3 protein-coding genes are annotated in these 2,014 nt (G+C 71.4%); 1 reads left to right on the top strand and 2 read right to left on the bottom strand.

The window, feature by feature from the left end:
* The first annotated feature begins 48 nt into the window (after positions 1-48).
* A complete protein-coding gene (locus HET64_RS38275; protein ID WP_215111824.1) occupies positions 49-855 on the top strand; it encodes a site-2 protease family protein in 807 nt (268 codons plus the stop codon).
* Between the two features lie 114 nt (positions 856-969).
* On the opposite strand, the gene HET64_RS38270 is transcribed toward HET64_RS38275, so the two are convergent.
* The gene (locus tag HET64_RS38270; RefSeq protein ID WP_007458712.1) at positions 970-1,152 is read right to left on the bottom strand and encodes a hypothetical protein; all 183 of its coding nucleotides are present in this window, start codon (positions 1,150-1,152) and stop codon (positions 970-972) included.
* Positions 1,153-1,240: 88 nt separating this feature from the next.
* Entirely contained in the window at positions 1,241-1,951 is a 711-nt protein-coding gene (npdG, locus tag HET64_RS38265; protein WP_215111823.1) for an NADPH-dependent F420 reductase, read from the bottom strand.
* Positions 1,952-2,014 lie beyond the last annotated feature (63 nt).

The raw sequence follows: 2,014 nt of genomic DNA, 5'->3' as shown, positions 1-2,014 counted from the left end.
CCGTACAGTCCCTCCTCCCCCACCGCCTCACCCCAGGAGCCGAACGCCATGACCACCGCAGCCACCCGCGACGACCGGAGGATCAGCCCGGTCTTCCTCGGTATCGCCGCCGTCACCGCGGTCGCGGGCTGGGCGGTGTGGACGGGTTTCGCGGACGCCACCGGCTTCGCGGTGTTCCTGTTCGTCACCGGGGCCTGGATCGTCTCGCTCTGTCTGCACGAGTACGCGCACGCCCGGACCGCGCTGCACAGCGGGGACCTGTCGGTGGGGGCGAAGGGCTATCTGACGCTCAACCCGCTGAAGTACACGCACGCGCTGCTGAGCATCGTGCTGCCGGTGCTCTTCGTGATCATGGGCGGGATCGGGCTGCCCGGCGGCGCGGTGTACATCGAGCGCGGCCGGATCCACGGGCGGTGGAAGCACAGCCTGATCTCGGCGGCGGGCCCGCTGACGAACGTGGCGTTCGCCATCGTGTGCACGGCCCCGTTCTGGCTGGACGCGCTCGACGGGGTGCCGCTCGCCTTCCGCTACGCGCTGGCGTTCCTGGCGATGCTCCAGGTGACGGCGGCGATCCTGAACTCCCTGCCGATCCCGGGGCTTGACGGGTACGGGGTGATCGAGCCCTGGCTCCCGTACCGGATCCGCCGCCAGGTGGAGCCGATCGCGCCGTTCGGGCTGATCGCGGTGTTCGCGATCCTGTGGATCCCCGAGGTGAACATCGCGTTCTTCGACGCGATCCACGCGCTGCTGCGCGGACTGGGCGTCGAGGAGTTCCAGCGGTACTGCGGTTACGACCTGTACCGCTTCTGGCGGGGCCTGTTCGACGAGCAGGACCCGGGCTGCGCGGTGGGCTGACCGCGCGGCGCCGCGTTCAGGCCGACTCGTTCAGGCTGTTTCGTTCAACCGGAATCGTTCAGGCCTGTTCGTTCAGGCCTGTTCGTTCAGCCCGGTTCGTTCAGGCCTGTTCGTTCAGCCCGCGTCGGCGGCGACGGCCAGCCGGTGCCTGCGGATGTAGAACCAGGTCATGTTCGACGAGAGCCCCGCGACGAGCACCCAGACGATCCCGAGCAGGCTGCCCTGCGCGAAGGAGACCACGGCCGCCACGACGGCGAGGACGCAGACGACGAGGGCGTAGAGAGCGATGCGGGGCATGGGGGTCGACTCCTGTCGGGAACGGGTCGCGGTCCCTTCCAGTGTCCCCCATGCCCCGTTGTGCCCCGACCGGGCCCGGCGGAGCCGGTCAGACGTCGGTGGTGCGCAGCCCGGCGTGGGCCTTGTAGCGGCGGTTGACGGAGATCAGGTTGGCGACCAGCGACTCCACCTGGTGGGCATTGCGCAGCCGGCCCGCGAAGATGCCCCGCATGCCGGGGATCCGGCCGGCCAGCGCCTGCACGAGGTCCGTGTCGGCCCGGGCCTCGCCCAGGACCAGCACGTCGGTGTCGATCTCCTCGATGGACTCGTCCTGGAGCAGCACGGCCGAGAGGTGGTGGAAGGCCGCGGTGACCCGGGAGTCCGGCAGCAGGGCGGCGGCCTGTTCGGCGGCACTGCCCTCCTCCGGCTTGAGGGCGTAGGCGCCCTTCTTGTCGAAGCCGAGCGGGTTGACGCAGTCGATGACGAGCTTGCCGGCGAGTTCCTCGCGCAGTGACTGAAGCGTCTTCGCGTGGCCGTCCCACGGCACCGCGACGATCACGATGTCGCTGCGCCGGGCGCACTCCGCGTTGTCCGCGCCCTCGACGCCGAAGCCCAGCTCGGCCGCGGCCTGCTCGGCGCGGGCGGCGTCCCGGGAGCCGAGGGTGACCCGCTGTCCGGCGCGGGCGAGCCGGTAGGCGAGGCCGCGGCCCTGCGGGCCGGTGCCGCCGAGCACGCCGACGCTCAGGGCGGAGACGTCGGGGAGGTCCCAGGGGTCCTTGGCGGGGGGCTTGGGCGCACTGCCGCTGTCCTGTGTAGTCATGGGCCCGACCCTACTGCCAGGTAGCCCCCGGGAGGCCGTCGCTGCGGGCCCCCGGTCCCGCTC

The sequence above is a fragment of the Streptomyces sp. McG3 genome (assembly GCF_018619185.1).
Lineage (GTDB): Bacteria > Actinomycetota > Actinomycetes > Streptomycetales > Streptomycetaceae > Streptomyces.
Note: the sequence above shows the minus strand (reverse complement) of the source record. Positions and strands in the feature narration are given on the sequence as shown.

What these genes read in the sequence shown, in the direction of transcription:
- HET64_RS38275 (WP_215111824.1), top strand. Translation starts at nt 49, where the DNA reads ATGACCACCGCAGCCACCCGCGACGACCGGAGGATCAGCCCGGTCTTC.
- HET64_RS38270 (WP_007458712.1), bottom strand. Translation starts at nt 1,152, where the DNA reads ATGCCCCGCATCGCTCTCTACGCCCTCGTCGTCTGCGTCCTCGCCGTC.
- npdG (WP_215111823.1), bottom strand. Translation starts at nt 1,951, where the DNA reads ATGACTACACAGGACAGCGGCAGTGCGCCCAAGCCCCCCGCCAAGGAC.